At 47.9% G+C, this 18,079-nt stretch carries 10 protein-coding genes, 2 tRNA genes and 1 pseudogene; 7 read left to right on the top strand and 6 right to left on the bottom strand.

What is annotated here, in order from left to right:
* Positions 1-101 precede the first annotated feature (101 nt).
* The 6 genes from C7379_RS02950 to C7379_RS02925 all read left to right on the top strand — a co-directional run bounded on the left by C7379_RS02950 (position 102) and on the right by C7379_RS02925 (position 11,419).
* Positions 102-3,203, top strand: coding sequence for a SusC/RagA family TonB-linked outer membrane protein (locus C7379_RS02950; protein ID WP_116615951.1), 3,102 nt, complete (start codon positions 102-104; stop codon positions 3,201-3,203).
* Positions 3,204-3,228: 25 nt separating this feature from the next.
* Entirely contained in the window at positions 3,229-4,836 is a 1,608-nt protein-coding gene (locus C7379_RS02945; protein WP_116615950.1) for a RagB/SusD family nutrient uptake outer membrane protein, read from the top strand.
* A 21-nt stretch (positions 4,837-4,857) separates the two neighbouring features.
* Positions 4,858-5,613 carry a DUF4843 domain-containing protein gene (locus C7379_RS02940; protein WP_116616032.1) on the top strand — a complete coding sequence of 252 codons (756 nt, stop codon included), beginning with the start codon at positions 4,858-4,860 and terminating at the stop codon, positions 5,611-5,613.
* Between the two features lie 27 nt (positions 5,614-5,640).
* Complete coding sequence (locus C7379_RS02935; protein ID WP_116615949.1) at positions 5,641-7,311, top strand: PKD-like family lipoprotein; 1,671 nt, start codon at positions 5,641-5,643, stop codon at positions 7,309-7,311.
* A gap of 115 nt (positions 7,312-7,426) precedes the next feature.
* A complete protein-coding gene (locus C7379_RS02930) occupies positions 7,427-8,527 on the top strand; it encodes a hypothetical protein (RefSeq protein ID WP_116615948.1) in 1,101 nt (366 codons plus the stop codon).
* 72 nt (positions 8,528-8,599) lie between these two features.
* A complete protein-coding gene (locus C7379_RS02925) occupies positions 8,600-11,419 on the top strand; it encodes a M16 family metallopeptidase (protein ID WP_116615947.1) in 2,820 nt (939 codons plus the stop codon).
* Positions 11,420-11,581: 162 nt separating this feature from the next.
* Here the strand turns inward: C7379_RS02925 and C7379_RS02920 are convergent, their stop codons facing one another.
* The 5 genes and pseudogenes from C7379_RS02920 to C7379_RS02900 all read right to left on the bottom strand — a co-directional run bounded on the left by C7379_RS02920 (position 11,582) and on the right by C7379_RS02900 (position 15,399).
* Positions 11,582-12,328, bottom strand: a complete 747-nt coding sequence (locus C7379_RS02920; RefSeq protein WP_116615946.1) for an ATP-binding cassette domain-containing protein — start codon at positions 12,326-12,328, stop codon at positions 11,582-11,584.
* Positions 12,329-12,572: 244 nt separating this feature from the next.
* A complete protein-coding gene (locus tag C7379_RS02915; protein ID WP_116615945.1) occupies positions 12,573-13,445 on the bottom strand; it encodes a sigma-70 family RNA polymerase sigma factor in 873 nt (290 codons plus the stop codon).
* Between the two features lie 333 nt (positions 13,446-13,778).
* Positions 13,779-13,851, bottom strand: a tRNA-Lys gene (locus C7379_RS02910).
* A gap of 25 nt (positions 13,852-13,876) precedes the next feature.
* Positions 13,877-13,949, bottom strand: a tRNA-Lys gene (locus tag C7379_RS02905).
* A gap of 960 nt (positions 13,950-14,909) precedes the next feature.
* A pseudogene (locus tag C7379_RS02900) lies at positions 14,910-15,399 on the bottom strand (Abi family protein).
* 394 nt (positions 15,400-15,793) lie between these two features.
* On the opposite strand from C7379_RS02900, the gene C7379_RS02895 reads away from it, so the two are divergent.
* Positions 15,794-17,302, top strand: a complete 1,509-nt coding sequence (locus C7379_RS02895; protein WP_116615944.1) for a M1 family aminopeptidase — start codon at positions 15,794-15,796, stop codon at positions 17,300-17,302.
* A 160-nt stretch (positions 17,303-17,462) separates the two neighbouring features.
* On the opposite strand, the gene C7379_RS02890 is transcribed toward C7379_RS02895, so the two are convergent.
* Complete coding sequence (locus C7379_RS02890; RefSeq protein ID WP_262500753.1) at positions 17,463-17,921, bottom strand: thioredoxin family protein; 459 nt, start codon at positions 17,919-17,921, stop codon at positions 17,463-17,465.
* Positions 17,922-18,079 lie beyond the last annotated feature (158 nt).

The raw sequence follows: 18,079 nt of genomic DNA, 5'->3' as shown, positions 1-18,079 counted from the left end.
GCCTAAATAACATATATTTGCAGTGAGCATGTTGAAGCCACATGGTTTGAACTCGCTTGAATGAGAGATTTATTCATTATTAATCAAAATTTGTTATACCTATGCGAAAAACCTTTTTTAGCCAATCCCTCATCGTTGGGGTCATAGCGCTGTTTTCGCTAAGTGGACCTGTCTTGGCTCAACAGCCTGCTGGGGGCGACAAGTTCACCATTGAGGGAACCGTGATTGACAACACCAACAACGAGCCAATTGCTGGCGCTACGGTGCGCCTGAAAAATGGGTTACGAGGCACCGCCACCAACGTGGAGGGAAAATTTGTTGTCAAGGACTGTTCTGTCCAAGACGTGTTTCAAGTGAGTTACATCGGCTACAAGCCCAAGTATTTCACCGTTGGTAAGCACCGCAAGTTTACCATCTATTTGGAGGAGAACTCCACGCAGATAGGACAAGTGGTCGTGACGGGTTTCCAGAAACTCAAAAAAAATAGTTTTACCGGTTCGGCCACCATTGTGACAAGTGAGGATCTCAAGAAGGTGAACTCCAAAGACGCTGTGAAAGCCTTGCAGGTTTTCGACCCTTCGTTCCGCATTATGGACAACCTTGGGTTTGGCGCTGACCCCAACCAAATGCATGAGATTAATATTCGGGGAGCGTCGAGCATATCACAGAATAGAGGTTTGGACGTTGAGAACCAACGCCTCACTCAGCGTACCAACCTGCGCGACAACCCCAACATGCCTATTTTCATGCTCGACGGATTTGAGGTGGACGTGCAAAAGATATATGACATGGACATCAACCGCATAGAGAGCATGACCATCTTGAAAGACGCCGCGGCTACGGCACTCTATGGTTCGCGTGCGGCCAATGGTGTCGTGATAGTCACCACGGTGCCCCCCAAGGCCGGCGAGATACGCATAGACTACAATACCACCTTGGAACTGTCCTTCCCAGACCTTTCAGACTATAACCTGACCAACGCCACCGAGAAGTTACAAGTGGAGAAAGATGCCGGGCTGTACGTGGGTACTTTTGGTGTGGCCACGATAGACAAGGAGCGGGAGTACAACGACAAGCTCAACGAGGTGAGGCGCGGCGTGAACACCGACTGGCTGGCGCGACCACTGCGCAACGCCTATAACTGGCGTAACGACGTGTCGCTCTCGGGTGGTGTCAACGAGGTGAGGTACATGCTGAACCTGAACTATGACAAGAACGCCGGCGTTATGAAAGGCTCCAAGCGCAACAGGTACGGCGCGGGGATGATGATTGACTATCGATTGAGAGACTGGTTGCAAATCCAAAACAAGGTGACGCTTAACAGGACATCCTATGAGGACTCACCTTACGGCTATTTCAACGACTATTCACAGCAGCTGCCTTACGACGCCATCTATGACGATGCCGGCGAATTGCTGCGTGAGCTGCCCATGTCGCACCGCGCCAACCCACTGTGGCGGGAGCACTATTTGCAAAGCTACAGTGGTCGCGGTGGTATCACCGACGTGACCGACAACCTGAGCGTGAACATCCATTTCACCCCCAACTTGTATCTTCGGGGCACGTTTAGCGTTAGCCAAGTGAAGACAGACGGCAAGACTTTCAAAGACCCCAAGGACTCTTTCTTGTTTCGCTCTGTGGCCAATAACCGCAAAGGCTCGCTCGACGTGTCGGGCGACACTCGCCTGAAATGGAATGCCAACGCCATGCTCCACTTCAATAAGCGTTTCAAGCGTCACTTCTTGAACCTCACGGCGGGTGTGGATGCGCAGGAGACCAACGATCGCCGCCTGTCGTATAGGCAAGAAGGTTTCAACATTGGCAGCTTGAATGATCCCATTTACTCAGCCACGCAGCCCGACAAAACCATCGACACCAAATCCACGACAAGGCTCTTTGGCGTGTTGGGAGCTCTCAATTATACCTTCGACGAGATCTACTTGTTGGACGCCTCGTTCCGTATGGATGGCTCGTCGCAGTTTGGCGAGGACAAACGTTTTGCGCCATTCGCCTCTGTAGGCGTGGGCTTAAACATACACAACTACCCGTTCGTCAAGAAACTGCCGTGGATTAACACGCTTCGAATGCGTGGCACTTATGGCAGCACCGGAAAGGTTAACTTCTCTCGTTTTGACGTGATCAGCAGTTACAAGGCCGACACAAAGGCGTGGTATTACACAGGGCCAGCAGTCAGGCTCTTCACCATGGGCAACTCAGCGTTGTCGTGGGAAATCACCAAGTCGCTCGATGTGGGTTTCACCGCGGAGCTTTTCAAAAACCGATTGTATATCGAGGCCGCCTATTACAAGAAAACCACGGATGGCATGATAGACCGTATTGGCATAAGGCCATCATCGGGTTTCACCTCTTATAGCGGCAACGTGGGCTCTATCGAGAACAAGGGTTTTGAGCTAAAAACCAATGTCACGCTCTTCCGTAACCGTGACTGGTCGGTGGTGGCCAACGCCAATTTGGGCACAAACAAGAACAGAATATCCAAGTTGGACGATGCCATCGAGGAGTACAACAAGAAAATCAGGGATAATTACGACGCTGAGCATCCACAATACCAAAACTTGCAGAACCGCCCTCTTATCCAATATTACGTGGGCGCGTCCACCACAGCCATCTACGCCATGCCCTCGTTGGGCATTGACCCGGCCAGCGGCAAGGAACTTTTCAGAAAGAAAGACGGTACCATCACCAAGGAATGGAATGCCAGTGACATGGTGGTGTGTGGAGATACCAATCCCGATGCTCAAGGCTCGTTTGGCATCAACGTAGCCTACAAGGGCATCTACGTGAACGCTTCGTTCCTCTATGCTTTTGGTGGGCAAGTGTATAACCAGACCCTTCTTGAGAAAGTGGAGAACGCGCAGATAAAAGATCAGAACGTGGACCGTCGTGTCATCACGGACAGATGGCGCAAGGTGGGTGATATAGCGCCATTCTATGGATTGGGCGAGAAGAGCTCCACAAAGCCCACGTCAAGATTTGTGCAAAATGACAATTACGTGCATTTCAACAGCTTGGCCATAGGCTATGACTTCAGTCGGAAACTCATCTCCAAGCTCAAGCTAAGCGCGCTGTCCATCACGCTCAACGCATCCGACTTGGCTCGATGGAACACCGTGAGGGTGGAACGCGGACTCTCATATCCTTATGCCCACACGTACAGCATAAGCTTGCGAGCAAGTTATTGACCTAAAAAAATCAACGACAACGATTATGAAACAAAAAACATATTCCATCATCATAGCCTGCATGGCACTTTTGGGGCTGAGTGGCTGCAACGACTGGCTTGACGTGCCCGTGGAGGGACAGTCTACGGCCAACGAACTCTTCGAGACCGGCGACGGCTATCGCTCCGCCCTGCACGGCATTTACAAAAGCATGGCCTCGCCCACGCTCTACGGACGAGAGTTGCAATTTGGCGTTATAGACTTCTTCTCAGGTCAGTACGACATCAATGTCAATTCCAATGACCTGAGCAACCCCACCTATATTGCGGCTGGTAAGCGCGACTATAAGGATGCCAAGCTACAGCCATTGATAGATAATATCTGGTTGGCAGCCTTCAACGCTATTGCCGCCGACAACGATTTAATCAAGCATTTGGAGGGCGAGAGTGGCAATAAGTTCAGCGAGGGCAAAATGGAGAGAGACGATATCCTTGGCGAGGCCAAGGCTATCAGGGCTTTCATCCACCTCGATATGCTCCGCCTCTTCGCCCCAGCACCCATTGACGACGATGGCGGCAATTACATTCCCTACGTGACGGAGTTCCCGAACAAGAGAGCCACGCACTTGCCTGTCAAGGAGGTGATGGGTAAAATCATCGAGGACCTTGAACAAGCGCGCGAGCTTGTCAAGCCTTTTGACTTCTCACCCTTGGGATATAGCGCCAGTGTATCGGGCGAGGCGCGCTTCTATAACTCCTTGATGTATGGCATGGAGGGTGCCGCCGACCCCACGAGCGTGGACCCTTTCTTCTTGGGCAGGGGTTACAGATTCTCCTATTGGGCCATCACGGCCCTGTTGGCACGTGCCCATCAGTATAACGCCACGTTCGATCCCTCTTCTTTGGACAAGGCCAAGGCGTATGCGTTGGAGGTGTTGGATGCCACTTTCGAGGGTGCCAATGCCACCAAATTTGAGCCTTTCAAGAGTGAACAGTTCAATTTCGCGTGGGTAGACCAGCCCGAGGAGATGAGCGACATACGCATGGTGGGCACGCTTGTCATGGGTTTGTACAACGAGAAGCAAGTGGACGAGGCAGGTTTGGAACGCCTATTTCCACGAGAGAAAAACCAGCATAGCAGCGACTTGTTTATCGTGAACAAAGATGGCCAAGACATCTTCAAGACCATCTCGGGCATGGATGAGAGCACCACCGACATTCGATCCACTCGCCTTATCTACGAGCCGAAAGGATCTTACCGCAACTTCCTCTCTACCAAATGGTATGTCAAAGAGAGAAACACGATGGAGCGCGACCGCACTGTCACCATCCTGCCCCTGCTGCGCACGTCTGAGTTGAGATACATCGTGGCCGAGTGCATGGCTCGAAAGGGTGATTTCGAGGGTGCTTACGGCTTGCTCAACACTATGCGCGAGCACCGCGGACTGAACGATTATAAGTTGCCCACGCAAACTACATGGGGTGATTTTGTCAAGGACCTTGTGCGAGAGGGACAGCGCGAGTGGATTAGCGAGGGACAACTGTTCTATCTCTACAAGCGACTTAACGCGGGCGTGAAACGCGACGACGGCACCGTCAAGCCATTGACCAAGCAAGAGAGCGTGCTGCCTATACCCGCGGAGGAAACCAAATAAAACTGTAAAAAGATGAAACGCATGAAAAAATACATCTATACACTGCCACTCGCGGCATTGATAGCCTGTGTCTCTTGTCAGGAAGAAGGACTGATGACCTTCGGGCAGGAGCACCATATATATTTTGAGAAGTTCTACAAGGATGCCGCGGCGCCGGGCAAGGAAAAGGCCGACTCGACCATAGCGTCTTTCTTCTTTGAGAACGACGACGTGTCAGAGATAGACGCCAAGGTTGTGGTTAACATGACTGGCCGGCTGCTTGAGCAAGACGCCACGTTCAAACTCAAGGTTGTGCCAGACATGACAACGGCCCTGCCCGACGAGTACAAACTGCAAGACACTTACACGTTCAGGGCGCACAATGTACCAGAAGGAGCCAAAAACCAAAGCGACACCATCGCCATAAGGATGTTTAGGTCGTCCAGGCTCAAAAGCATGCCACACGGCGTGAAGCTCACGGTAGAACTGATTCCCATGGGTGAGATACAGTTGGGGCAGACCGAGCGCACGCGGGCCGTCATTGTGCTCACGCGCGACGCTGTTAAACCCGAGTGGTGGGACACCGACGTGACCAACAATCTCTTCGGCGAATACTCCAGTCGTAAGTACAAACTATTCTTGCTCAACATTGACAAGCAAGCCACGCTCAACGAGGATATGTTGCGCAAGGCGCCATACAAGGCCATCAAACTTGTCAGGCAGTTCAAGCAATGGCTCGTGGAGCATCCGGATCAAGCCAAGGAAGAAGACGGAAGTGCGATGACCGTCAATGTTTAACCATGCAAACAACGAAAGGAACGCATTATGAAAACAATGAGAAACGCCATCGCGTGCGCACTTGTATGCACCACGCTGAGTGCTTGTTTTAGCGACGAGGGAAATTACACTTACGAATCGCTTAAGCCCCCAACGTGGCTCATCAACGTAAACAACGCCCCTATATACGTGTATGGACGGGGTGGCGAGAAAACATATATCGACGCGTCGAGATACTTCAATTGGGGAAAACTCGACTCGCTTGAGAGAAGCAAGGAGGTGCGCTATGAGTGGCGCCTTAATGGCAAGGTATTTTCTACCGAGCTGAAAGAGACCATCCCCACCGATGAGTTCATGAAACGTTTGGGGCTGACCGACTATCCCACTGGGAGCTTTGATGGTGACTTTGCCATCATAGAGAAAGCCACGGGCATTTCTTTCAAGGCACGAACCTATATCACTATCGAGCCTCCCATCGCAGAGTGCGACTTCATCGTCTACTCTGCCAAGAACAACAGCGATCCGCATACAGGTTCCATGTCGGCGTTGAGCCTCAAATACGGGCGCGCCGCCAACGGCACTTTCAGCGTGCCAAAGTTTATCTTCAAGAAGCACTTGTCAGACGATATACCGGGAACGCCCAAACGCATGGATGTCTCGCTGTCGCTCAATGTCAGTCCGACGGGGTCGGTGACGGCCATCACGCAGGAGGGAGACGCGGTGGTTCTCAACGCCTCAACGCTCAAGAAGGCCTGGGAACTTGGTTCGCAGTTTGCTGACGGAACGCCTGCCAACTTCAAGGTTAGCGCTCGCAGAGACCAAGAAATAGATGCTGACAACCCTGCGTTCACGTGGGTGGCCACCCAAGACGGTCGCATTTTCACGCGCCAGACGGGCAAGCACTACCTCGGCGGAAAGTTTCTTACTGAGCCGTATTATCTCGACAAAAAAGGTTACAAGGTGACCAATTTTGGACATACGCTGTGGGGACACACCAACATCCCATGCTACGACGAGAAAAACAGGCGCGTGCTCATCGCGACATCGTTGGAGGGAAACTATCACAGTTACCGTGTCTTTATGACAGATTTGTCAATGCCGGGATGGGCGGGAGCCCCCATCATGAAAATGCCAGCAGATGCGGAGGTGCTCTATCTGACCACCATCAATGGTCAAATGTATTGGGACCGAAACAACAGTTGGTATCAAATATGGTACAACACGGGCGGAAAATCTATGGTTGGAACCTTTGCCGTGGACAATCGGACGCGCAAACTCAACGTGCCGATGGCCAACACCTATTACTTCCCGTACGAGGTGACAGGTCACCAACTCAACAAAGAGACCGTGTTCCTTACCGCGGCCACAACCCGTTTAAGCAATTTGAAGAGCCGTTGTGATCTTTTTTCAGAGGGCAACAAAGTGTTTGTGGTCGTCAGGAGTGGCACATGGGGTTCCACATCCATAGACCAGATAGGCCAACTGCCGCTCAAGGGCATCACCTCCAAAGTTACGGCCATGACCTATGACCGCAACGACCAGTACACGCAGGGGCGTGATTACAAGCACTTGCTCGTGGGATGCGAGAACGGCGATGTCTTAATCTATGAGGTGACAAACCTGCCGGCGCCTGTCCTTGTGGGCAAATACAACGCTGGCGGGCGGGTGGCCGCCATCAAACAGCTGCGCGCGGAGCGCACCACGCTTGACATGTATTGATAAAAACAAGCTAACAATCATAATTCTTTTATCGTGAAGAGAGCCGGGCGTCGCATGGTCGGCGCCTGGATTTCTTTACAATTCCTCGCACATGAACAATCAAAAACAACTATAAATGAACAATAGAAAAACATTCAAAACATTGCTTTGCCTTCTCGCCATTACAGTGGCGACGCAGGTGGCGGCTCAAAACGATACGAAGGCGACTGCCGATGTAACCGTAAATTGCGACACCAATGGCCCGATAACGCTATCGGTCTCGAAAGGTGCCACGTGTGCCTCGTACAGCATGCAGCTTTTCACGTCTGACATAGCCACACGCATCGGTGACGCCGTGTTGGCCAATTATTTCAGTAACCAGAAAATAGAAAAGCGCACGCCCAACCTCAAAAACGCGAAATTTATGGACATGGGGTTCTGTGTCTTGCCCGAGAAGGAATACACATTGCTCACCCTCGCCTATGACAAGAATGGCGCAGCAGGTAGCGTCACGCGCACCTCTTTCACCACGCCCAAGCACAAGCCAGCTGGCAATCCGCGGCTCACGTGCACTGTGACGGCCCTTGGCCCCGACAGCGTTACGGTGAAGTTTAGTCCCAACGCTGATGTGGCAGGTTACGCTATTTGCCAATTCGAGGCTGGAAGCATAGATAGTCTCGTTTCGCATCACGGTCCGATGATGGGTTTCTCAAATTCTTCTGACATGATTAGACGGTTCAGTGGGCAGTCGGCTTACACCAAGGAGATGAGCCACACGTGGGACGATATGATACCCAACTATGACTATGAGATATGCGCGTTGCCTTGGGACAAGGACGGCGTGTACCTCGACATTGTCACCACGCCCGTCAAAACCGCCTTGTTGGGTGGCGAGGGTGTGGCTGCCGTGAGCATCGAGATAGGGCAATTTGGCGGTAGCGACGACACGGGCTACTTCCAGGAAATAGTCTATACGCCCAACGACCAAGCGGCCGTACACCGAGATATCATCATCACCGAGGAGGCTTTCAACGCCAAAGACATGGGCGAGCGCGGCGTTATCGACATGCTGCAAAAGGAAATTCCGCAAGATCCCTATTGGAACCAGTATCGCGTGGATCGCGCCAAATGGAACGCACAACCTGCCACCACATACGTGGCGTGCTCCATGGCACGTAACGTCAAGGGCGAGTGGGGCAAGTTGCACACCAAGAAATTTACCACGCCAGCCAAATAGTAACCATATTGCGTAAGTCACACATGCGCGGCGCCTCGGTTGAGGAGCCGTGCGGCTAACACTATCACAACTATGAAACATTTCCTCAGGAGGGCATTGCTCGGCCTCGCCATGCTGCCCGCCATGACACAAGCGGTCGATTTGCCGCAGGCGTTACCCATAGACACGGCTGTAAGAATAGGCACTTTGGACAATGGCCTTAAGTATTACATCCGCCATAACAACTGGCCCGAGAAACGTGCCAACTTCTATATTGTACAGCGCGTAGGCTCCATACAGGAGGAAGAGAACCAACGCGGTTTGGCGCACTTCCTCGAACACATGTGCTTCAATGGCACCAAAAACTTCCCCGGAAACAATGTCATCAGATATTGCGAGTCTTTGGGCGTGAAGTTTGGTGGCGACCTCAACGCATACACGTCCATAGACCAGACGGTTTACAACATCTCCAACGTGCCTACCAAGCGACAGAGCGCGCTCGACTCGTGCCTGCTCATCCTGCACGACTGGGCCAACGGCCTGACATTGGACCCTCAAGAGATAGACAAAGAACGAGGCGTGATACACGAAGAGTGGAGAGAGCGCACCAGTGCCAACTCGCGCATGTTGGAGCGTAACTTGCCTACACTCTACTCTGGATCCAAGTATGGCTCGCGCTTTCCCATCGGACTGATGAGTGTCGTGGACAATTTCAAACCAGCAGAGCTGCGTGCCTACTATGAGAAATGGTACCACCCATCCAACCAGTGTATCATCGTCGTGGGAGATATTGATGTGGATCACACCGAGCGCATGATACGGCAGATGTTCGGGCCTGTGACCAATCCGGCCGACATCGCTCCCATTGTCGCCGAGCAAGTGCCCGACAACGACACCCCCATTGTCGTGATAGACAAGGACAAGGAACAACCCAACACCGCCGTAGAGGCAATCTTCAAGCATGACCCGTGGCCCGACTCTCTCAAAAACTCCATGGACTACGTCATGGCTAACTATGTCAGAAATGTGGCCATAGGCATGCTCAATGACCGGTATGCTGAGGCGGCGCAAAAGAGTGGATGCCCATACTTTGGCGCTGAGGCGGCTGATGGAACGTTCATTTTTGCCAAAACAAAAAACGCCTTCAGGGTGTCGACGGCGCCAAGGAGCATCGAACTAACGGCCAAAGCCTTGAAAACTGCTCTTGCCGAGGCTCATCGCGCAGCCGACCATGGATTTACGCAGGTGGAATATGACAGGGCCAAGAAAAACCTTCTCAACGGTTTGGAACGCGCGTACAACAACAAGGACAAGCGCGGTAACGCCTCGTTCGCAGACGACTACAAGGGTAACTATCTCTCCAACGAGCCAATTCCGTCTTTTGAGGAGTATTATTATATGATGCGACAGGCCATTCCGCAAATACCTTTGGAGGAGATTAACAGGGTGTTGCCAAGCCTTTTGCCTAAGTCTGACCATAACTTGGTGATTATCAACTTTAACAATGAGAAGGAGGGAAATGTCTATCCCAAGCGAGAGGAATTGCTTGAAGCTGTGAGAGAGGCTCGCCAAGCCAATCTTGAGGCCTACGTGGACACCTTGCAACAACAGCCGTTGATGAAAAAATTACCACGACCCGGCAGAATTGTGAAAGAAAAAAAGAACGCCAAGTTTGGTTTCACCGAGCTGAAACTGTCCAATGGCGTAACTGTGGTGCTTAAGAAAACCGACTTCAAGAAAGGGCAAGTGGGTCTGTCGGCGATGGGTCCCGGTGGAAAGTCGCTCTATGGAGAGAAAGACTTTGCTAACTTGGCCGCTTTTGATGATATCGTGGGCAACAGCGCGTTAGGTGGATTCACGGGTATGCAACTACCTAAAATTCTTGCTGGCAAGACCGTCAACGCCCATCTTTCCATCGGTGATAAATATATGGGTGTGGGCGGATCGGCCACCAAGCAAGACGTGGAGACCATGCTGCAACTTGTCTATTTGTATTTTACTGATATTGGTAAGGATGAGAAAGCTGTGGCCAACCTCATGGATGGATGGCGCACATCGCTCAAAAATAGGAATTTGTCGCATGAGACAATCTACTCAGATTCGCTCACGGCCACGCTCTATGGGCATAATCCAAGACTCAGACCTTTTCTTGAGGAACACCTCAAGGATATAAATTATGACCGCGTGCTACAGATAGCGCGCGAGCGCACGGCCAACGCGTCGGCATGGACGTTCACCTTTGTGGGCGATTATGACGAGTCCACCATTCGTCCGCTCGTATGCCGTTACCTTGGCTCGCTGCCCACCAAGGGCAAGGTGAGACACGGCCATCTGCTCACATCTTATCAAAAGGGCGTGGTTGAAAACGTGTTCCACCGTAAGATGCAGACTCCCAAGGCTATGGCTTGCATGGTGTGGCACAACACCGACATGCCCTATACTATGGATGGCGCCATGAAGATGAACATGATAGGGCAAATACTTAGCATGGTGTATCTCAAGAAGATACGCGAGGATGCGGGCGCTGCCTATTCGTGCGGAGCTGACGGTTCGGCTGAGATAGAGGGCGACTTCCACGCTTACTCACTCGTGGTGACGTGCCCCGTGAAACCGGAGAAAAGCGACATAGCGCTTAAAATAATGCGCGATGAGGCCGAGCGCATGGCCACACATTGCGACGAGGCCATGTTGGACAAAGTGAAAGCCTATATGCTCAAAAACGTCGATTTGGCTGTAAAAACAAACACTTACTGGCGAAACGTCATCGGTATGTACCGCCGTTATGGCATAGACACGCACACTCGATACAAAGAGGTCATCAAGGAGCAAACCGCGCAGGGACTGTGCGATTTTATGAAAAATTTCTTGCAGGCCAACAATCGTGTCACCGTGGTGATGTTGCCGCAAGAATGACGACGGCCCTTGACGTTGCCATTAACAAAATCTCCCGTCAACCAAATAGGCTGACGGGAGATTTTATAATGCCCCTACACGTCATGCGCGCTTCTTTTATGCTTCAGCATGGTGTTTTTTACGCTTAGGCATGATATTCTTCGCACCGTGACACAATGTTTTTTACACTTTGAAATAATCTTCCAATGCTTTCCGTGCGCTGCCGTTGTCGTTTGGCAAGTCCTCAATGACGCGCCCTCGCTCGAGTAGCGCTATGCGAGTGCTTATGTCCACGGTGTGCTGCAAATTGTGGCTGCTAACGAGGATGGTGGCACCAGTCTCGGCATGGTATTCGGTCAGGAGGTTTTTCAAGATGTTCTGGCCCGATGGATCGAGATAGTTAAACGGTTCGTCGAGTACCACCAATTCTGGTCTTGTGAACAGTATGGAGATGATGCCAACTTTCTGTTTGTTGCCCGCGCTGAGATTGCGAATGTATTTTTTTTGACCGAAAATCTCACCGTTTGTAAAAGGCAAGAAGCGTCCAATGGCACTGCTCTCGATGTTTGCCCAGTCGATGGGTGGCGCGCCGTTGGCTTTGGCTATAAAGTCGATATATTCCTCGGGCGTGAGAAAATCGATGAGAAACCCTTCGTCTATATATGCGCCTGTTATATTTTTCCAATCTTCAGAGTGGGCTGGGTTGATGGGCGTGGGTGCGCCCTCGCTGTCCGTTGGTCGGGGCGTTAGCAGCACCTCGCCTTGGTCGGCGAGCAGCAAGTCGAGCATCAGCCTGAACAGAGTGGTCTTGCCTGCGCCGTTATTGCCTACCAATCCGAGAATGTCTCCGTTGTTAATGGTGAAGTGGTCTATATTTACGGCTGTTTTCTCCCCAAATGTTTTAACTAATTGATGAATGTCTATTTGCATATGATAGCGTCGTTGTTTGTTAGTGTGCAATCTACTCGTATGCAAAGTTAACAATAATATTAATACATACCCACTTTTTTATAGGTGTGTTTTGCTTAAAAAAACAGGGCGTTCTATGGTTTGTGCGCGGCGCGTGCCGGTGGATGGCCAAATACGAGACATAAGCGTACAAAACAATTGTCGCCTCTCGTTGTGATGCGAGAGGCGACAATTGATAGGATAGCTCATGGATTGTATTTACGATTTATCCTAAATATTTCATCAATATTTTGATATTGCCACTTGCGCGCAATTTGGCAATGCTCTTCTCCCTGATCTGTCTCACACGCTCTCGTGTCAGTCCCAGTTGGTCTCCAATCTCCTCTAAGCCGAGCTCGTGGCAACCTATTCCGAAACATTCGCGGATGATGGTTATCTCTCTTTCTTTGAGCACGCTCTCAAGCACCGTGTTCAATTCTTGCGCCATACTCTCGTGGTCCACGCTCCTGTCGGTGCGACTTTCATCGCCGCTGGCCATAATGTCAGCCATCGAGTTGGTCTCGTCTTCTTGGAATGGCGCGTCTATGCTCACGTGGTGGCCATCTGCCATCATGCTTTGCTGCACCTTGTTCACTTCCACGTCCACCGCGTCGGCTATCTCTTGTGTGCTTGGCCGACGCTCGTGCTTCTGCTCAAACTTGTTTATTTCTTGATTAATCTTGCTCAGTGTGCCCACCTGATTGAGCGGCAACCTAACGATACGGCTTTGCTCGGCGATGGCTTGCAAGATACTTTGGCGTATCCACCACACCGCATAGGATATGAATTTGAAACCTCGCGTCTCATCAAATTTCTCCGATGCCTTGATCAACCCGATATTGCCCTCGTTGATTAGGTCGGTCAGTGACAGCCCTTGGTGTTGGTATTGCTTGGCTACTGATACCACGAAGCGCAGATTAGAGGTGATGAGTTTCTCCTTGGCGCGTTCTCCTTCCTTTCCGCCTTTTTTGATTTTTTGTGAAAGTTCAATTTCTTCGTCAATAGAGATAAGTGGAGCACGTCCTATTTCCACCAAGTATTTATCCAATGCCTCACTAGCGCGATTGGTGATACTTTTCTGTATTTTTAATTGTCTCATGTTCTATTATACCCCCCTAATGAAAGCTGGCACACTTTCATTATATTATTCAATTTATAAATATAACTATTTTTTTCTACTTTTAGGGTGTATGTCTTTGATATTTATGGATAAATAACATTTGTTGCCCTAAATTAAGTGCTAACTTGTCGTGCCTGTCATGCGATAATGCTCAGTGCGTGATACAAAACTGGTGCACTTGTCAGCGTGTGTTGCCGCTTACTGTTTTGAGGTGCATGGCTTATAAGTGGTTGGTGGCATGTGTAAAGGTGGTGAGTCCACAACGACAAAAGCCAAGCGAACCTGCTGGTTCACTTGACTTCTGTGACGATGTACACCCTTAGGGATTCGAACCCTAGACCCACTGATTAAGAGTCAGTTGCTCTACCAACTGAGCTAAGGGTGCATGAGAAATTGGGTGACAAGCGGTGTACACCCTTAGGGATTCGAACCCTAGACCCACTGATTAAGAGTCAGTTGCTCTACCAACTGAGCTAAGGGTGCAATTTCTCATGCCCATGCAAGCGGCACAATGGTCGTTTGTAAAAGCGTGTGCAAAATTACATATTTTTTTTTATATGACCAAAGGTTTGATGTTTTTTTAGATTAAATCTTCACGGCTCTTTCATTTAAAAAGTCTTGGGCCTTTTATAAATACTGTTATTTATAGCGCGCCAGTGACACGGTGAAAGTTGTTCTTTCCTAAAGATACGAGCATGATCGTATGGAGGTTGGCCATTGAAACTCGTGTGGTATGACACATTCAACTTTTCATCTAACCACATGAAAACCAACAAAATAAGTGCTAATAAAAGTTGGTCAAGCGAGCTGCCTTTCGTAACTTTATAGTAAAGAAAATAGTTGGAAGGCGTTTTTTGTCCAAATAAAGTCATAAAATCAGCCCTCTGATGGCAGGCTGTTCTACGGTGATGATAATGGGTGGAAGTGATGTTTTCTGGCGTTACGCGCCTCGCTTGTGTTATTATCTTTGGTCGATTGCTATCTAATGGCGTGGTGTTTAGGTCTTACTCATGTCGTGATTAAGACCCAAACGGCGTGTGAATAGTGCCTAACCGGCATGCGAATAGTGCCTAAAGGTATGATGTGAGGCGATTTGTGATGGTCGAAACAGCCGTGAAAGTTTGTAAACAGCTTGCTGAAAACAAGTTATGAAAATCGCTGAAAAATCGCGTATTTGCGAGCGGCGAGCCTGTCTTTTGCAAATACGCGAATTTTCAGAGGTTGTTTGTCGTGTTTTTTCAACATTGAGTGCATCGCAGCGTCAACCAGCAAGTGCTAAGAAATAAATCTTTTACTAATTGATTATCAATATTCTACGCACCAAACGGCAGAAAAGTGACTGTATGGATTCTGTGTAGATACAAGAAGCTAAGATTTAACGTATTTAACCTTTGTTAGCTCGGGTTTTTAGTTGTTTGCTTGTGTCCATAATGGTTCTTGCTCCTAACCAACGGGGAAACCAAGGGCTGTTAGATCTATCTCAGGGAACTTACCAAACAATTCATTCATCTTGTCAAGCATATCGTTGCTTGGGGAAATAATGTCAAGGAGATACTTGATGATGCACATGTCAAAGTATACCTTCAATGGGTCTGTTGGCAATGTAATCCACGGACGTGACATTCTGATTGGCATAGTGGCACGAATGGAGAATACTCTGTTTAATATGCGTGTAAGATGACAGCAAGATTTTCTTGTCAAAGCGATACAGCATCATGACTTTGCTGAAAGTTACGCCTGGCTTGAATAATTGCCGTTCCTTGGGAATAGAAAGTAATGGGAACATATAGGCAGACAAACGATAATAACCGATGTGAGAAAGATAATGCTGAGCTTTTTCCTCATCTGTAATATCCATACCTCTTGTTTTGAGTAGTCGCACTAACTCTTGTGTTGTGGAATAAGTTTTCACAAACGTAATTCTTGCTGCCATAGGCCTATAAAAAAAACGACCCGCACATTTGAGCATCGTTGAGAGGCTTGGCGTCAAATTGCTCCATGATTGAAAATAATCCCCCAAAAGGAGTGAGTCTCTCAGATTTAATTTGTATCTTCGCCATGTCTATCGTCGGATTCTCTTGTTTTTTGCAACACTAAGATAAGTGAAAATTCTGACATAGCAAAATCATGAGCAACTTTTTGTTGCTCAGGTACTTAAAAAGTTTAATTTATAATAGTGTTGCGGAATTAAGGGATTATAGAGATCCGAACTGATTACAGTAGAAAAATATTAAATAGGAATTAGAAGAAAGATAGGACGGAAGATCTGAAAAATTCTGTAAATCCTATTTATTTTATCTTAAAAGATAACTAAAAGATTAAGCCTTATGAAAAGATTACTAACCATTTTATTTTTAAGTTTATTCTGCGTTATGTCATACGCACAGAGTAAAGGAGATTATTACGACATGGCTTATAAATTGGCTGGTAAACACCAAATAGATAGCTCATTTATCTACCTTGACTCATTAGCTACGAAGTATGCAGATAAAGAATTATATTTATATTATAATTTAACAGTAAATCCTCGATTTAGACAAATGCATCAGGATAAACGTTGGGATGAGCTTATGAATAAGATACTCAAAGCAAAGCATGAAGTTGAAGATACATTGACTTTGCAATGCCCACAGAAAAAGGATGTTGAAAAGACCATTACAGCAGAGGCAAAGCATTATAAGATGTGTGTAGACATCAATGTAAAGGAAAAGAATTTGAAAGTAGATGGAACTGTAACCGTCAACTTTAACAAGAAAGCTTATATTGATTTTGCTTTGTGGAAATATAGTACTGTGAAAGATATAAAGGTAAACGGCAAGGATTCTAATATTGATTTTACCCCTGAGAGTAAATTCCAGTGGATGCCACAGGCAGGGCGACTTCGTGTTAATAAAGACAATTCAGACAAGGCTACAATCCATTTTACCTATACTGCTCATATTGATAGTGTGGAAGCATGGATGGCTTCTTGCGATACCAACCTTGTGATGCTATCCATGTATATGCCATGGTATCCTTATAATTCAGATAGTGAGCATTTTACGGGTGATATAATATTTAAGATAGATGATAATTTTAAAGTATCAGGGTCTGGTCTTATGTCTAAAAGAGACAAGCAATGGGTGATGCATCAACCATGGGAAGGTTTTGATTTTGACTTTATTGCTGCACCAAATCTGAAGAGTAGAGTTGTAAAAAGTCAGGGAAAATCCATTGAGATTGACTATTTATCGTTTGAAGAAGCTGATGTCGATTCGTTAGCCAATGCTTGTCGAGAGATATTCAACTATTATAGCAAGCTCTATCAAGTTGTTCCTGAGACTAAGGAGTTAAAAGTAGTGTTGCTGCCCGATCTTGGTGGTGCTATCAGTAGGCGTAACTTCATTGTTGCAGAGGCTTATGTCTTTAATGAATATCTTTTTAAACTCATAGCACATGAGATAGGGCATTTCTGGTGGCAGTATGCTCCCACAGATAATTGGCTTGATTGGATGAACGAATCGTTTGCTGAATACAGCTCACTTCGGGCTATTAAGCATCATTTTGGTGATGCTCTTTTCAATGATTATGCCAAAGCATATCGCGAAAGTGTTAGAAAAGTTTGTCCAATAATGGAGTTAGACAGAAATGCCCCTGATGCGCATAAGGTTTTCTATAATAAGGGAGCCATCGTTCTTTATGACTTGCAGAAAAAAGTAGGCGACGAGAAGTTCTTTAAGTTTATGCAGACTTTAGCTAAAAGTCATGTAGAGACTCATGTCCAGCTGATGAATATAGCTAAAAATACGATGGGTTCTAAATGGGCTTCTTGGATAGAGATGCGTTTACAGCAGTAATGTGAACTTTATGAATCTCATCGAACTCGTGTTAAGATAAACTTGCGGGCAAGATATAAAATCCGCCATATAGAGGAAACGAGGGTATTCCTTTTGTATGGTGGATTTTAATATTTAAAAGAGTTATTTATGTTCATCTATATTTGGTGTAAAGAGGGCTTTATTCCACCTTTCCTGCAACAGCGTTGGGTGTCCAATACTTAAAGAAGCTAAGTACTTTCTTCGGGCTATAGCCTTGACCCTCTTCAAGCAAACTGCTGTCTTGAATGTGAACCACCTTTCCATCGCCATTGAGTATGACAAAAACAGGGAAACCGAAACGTTGTGGATAACCTAATCGTTTCAACATACCCTCTGGCGCACTTTTACGAGGATGATAGTTGACATGAATATAAACGTAGTTGTCGGCAATTACTTTGCTGATGGCTGCATCTTTCGTAATGAAGTCGGCAAAGCGCAAACACCAAGGACACCAGTTGCCACCCAACTGGCATACCACAAATTTATTAGCCTGTTTAGCCTTGCTAATGGCCTCATCAATCTGTGTCATCTGATTGATATTTTCATTATATACTTTGGGCAATTGTGCATGGATATTTAGTGCAAATATCACAGTCATTAATAGAAATAAAACTTGTTTCTTCATATATGTTTCTTTTTAACCTTAATTCCGCAACACTATTATAAATTAAACTTTTTAAGTACTTGAGCAACAAAAAGTTCTTGCTTTGGCAAGCGGCAGAGCCGAGCGGCTCAGGATTTTGCCATGTCAGAATT

The sequence above is a fragment of the Hallella colorans genome, assembly GCF_003096815.1.
GTDB classification, from domain to species: domain Bacteria; phylum Bacteroidota; class Bacteroidia; order Bacteroidales; family Bacteroidaceae; genus Prevotella; species Prevotella colorans.
This window is presented reverse-complemented; position numbering and strand designations above follow the sequence as displayed.

Bases quoted from the DNA above. Each gene is read 5' to 3' on its own strand.
- C7379_RS02950 (WP_116615951.1), top strand. From the start codon at position 102: ATGCGAAAAACCTTTTTTAGCCAATCCCTCATCGTTGGGGTCATAGCG.
- C7379_RS02945 (WP_116615950.1), top strand. From the start codon at position 3,229: ATGAAACAAAAAACATATTCCATCATCATAGCCTGCATGGCACTTTTG.
- C7379_RS02940 (WP_116616032.1), top strand. From the start codon at position 4,858: ATGAAAAAATACATCTATACACTGCCACTCGCGGCATTGATAGCCTGT.
- C7379_RS02935 (WP_116615949.1), top strand. From the start codon at position 5,641: ATGAAAACAATGAGAAACGCCATCGCGTGCGCACTTGTATGCACCACG.
- C7379_RS02930 (WP_116615948.1), top strand. From the start codon at position 7,427: ATGAACAATAGAAAAACATTCAAAACATTGCTTTGCCTTCTCGCCATT.
- C7379_RS02925 (WP_116615947.1), top strand. From the start codon at position 8,600: ATGAAACATTTCCTCAGGAGGGCATTGCTCGGCCTCGCCATGCTGCCC.
- C7379_RS02920 (WP_116615946.1), bottom strand. From the start codon at position 12,328: ATGCAAATAGACATTCATCAATTAGTTAAAACATTTGGGGAGAAAACA.
- C7379_RS02915 (WP_116615945.1), bottom strand. From the start codon at position 13,445: ATGAGACAATTAAAAATACAGAAAAGTATCACCAATCGCGCTAGTGAG.
- C7379_RS02895 (WP_116615944.1), top strand. From the start codon at position 15,794: ATGAAAAGATTACTAACCATTTTATTTTTAAGTTTATTCTGCGTTATG.
- C7379_RS02890 (WP_262500753.1), bottom strand. From the start codon at position 17,921: ATGACTGTGATATTTGCACTAAATATCCATGCACAATTGCCCAAAGTA.